The 1,407-nt window shown below is 49.3% G+C and carries 2 protein-coding genes; both read right to left on the bottom strand.

The window, feature by feature from the left end; translation table 11 throughout:
• Positions 1–339 (bottom strand): hypothetical protein (locus AKL28_RS25230; RefSeq protein WP_231602684.1); only part of this gene is annotated, 339 nt, incomplete at its 3' end.
• An 84-nt stretch (positions 340–423) separates the two neighbouring features.
• On the bottom strand, positions 424–981 hold the full coding sequence (locus AKL28_RS23590; RefSeq protein WP_050470706.1) for a nucleotidyltransferase family protein: 558 nt from the start codon (positions 979–981) through the stop codon (positions 424–426).
• Between the last annotated feature and the right edge of the window lie 426 nt (positions 982–1,407).

A 1,407-nucleotide genomic window follows, 5' to 3' on the forward strand; every position in this document is an offset into this window, starting at 1 on the left:
ATAGGAGTCGACGTTTTCCAACGGAAGCGACAACAGAAATGAGAAGTCTGGCCTGACACTAAAATGCCCTACATTATGCCAATCAGGCAAAGACCGCATTCCCTTACACGTTGAGGGGGGACTGCCAGATACACGTTTCTGAAATCGAAAGCGATGGCGTGCTGTTCCATCTTTCTTCGACCAACTTTCAACGAGCTCCAGATCGATCCATAAATGTTCAATTACGCCACCATAATCACCTTCAAGACGTTCGCTTAAATCTTTAAAAATCGGTCTTAACTTCCACCCAATCTCGTTGGTGTCTAAATCTGTTGCGTTTGCGTTAAGCCCAACTTTCACTTCGAATTCCTCTCGACGGTATGTTCATTAATTACGACCGCTTCTGGCCGGAAGCAGACTATAGGCGAATGGGGCGCTTGCAGCCTACGAAGATACCATGCGCAATTTGGGCCATTGTTGAAGCCAACCTTTTGTAAGAGCTCGGTTCTCCACAATGTGCTTCTTCTCCAATTGAAATCTAGGTGTAGGGCGAATTACTCCTTCGTAAAGATCATCCAGTCCAAACGGAGCTGCTATCTGGATACCTTCATTTTCTTCCCATCGCACTCCTATGGCCGTCGCTGTCTCGGGCCAAAAGCGCATAGCATCAGTCGACGATTGATAGGCCTCGTCGCCGTTTCTTAAATGCATTCTGCTCTGATTTTTGACGGACCATCGGACCGTACTATCCATAGCCACCAGATGGCTTTCCAGCTCCTGATCGATTTTCGGGGAACTTCGAGAAGAATCAAACCATAAAACATCAAGATCAGACAGATGAGGGCGGTTTGCAAAACCGTGGATGGCATCCCATACGGCGTTTCTTACAAAGCCAGCGCCTATCCACCAATCCGGCAGGGACAATGTCGCTACGATCTTCAGAAGCCTTAGTCTGTATGGGTCGCTCAGCAAAAGCGCTTCCAAGTTGCTTTTGAATTTCATTGCTGGAGGTCTCATAGGCGAAAAGCTGCGGATCTATACGGGATTCTATTTTTCTGAACGACAGACCCGGGCCGATTGCAGACGTCTATGCGAAGACTGAGTCGATTCATTTTGACTTGCTGATCACATCCTTCATGTACGTGTCCAGATCACGGAAGTCCTTAACAGTCCATGCGTGCGGCGGGATATGGTCAGTTCAATATTCTCGTAAGAACAGCCATCTTTTGCGTCTACTCCTGGCTGATGTGCCGGAGCGAAGCTACGACTGTGTGCGCCAAGAGTTCTGCTCTGGCACCATCGAATTGATCAGCTCGCGAAGCTTGGTAACGGCTCCCGATGCGTCATGGGGTAAGACTGTGAAATTGACCTTCCTGCCGCCATCCAGGCTCCAGGGGCTGCACTGTTCGGCCTGCGGGATCAATGGCC

It is taken from the genome of Herbaspirillum chlorophenolicum (assembly GCF_001189955.1).
Classification (GTDB): Bacteria; Pseudomonadota; Gammaproteobacteria; order Burkholderiales; family Burkholderiaceae_D; genus Herbaspirillum; species Herbaspirillum chlorophenolicum.

Excerpts from the sequence above, each read along its gene's own strand:
- AKL28_RS23590 (WP_050470706.1), bottom strand. The coding sequence starts at position 981 with ATGAAATTCAAAAGCAACTTGGAAGCGCTTTTGCTGAGCGACCCATAC.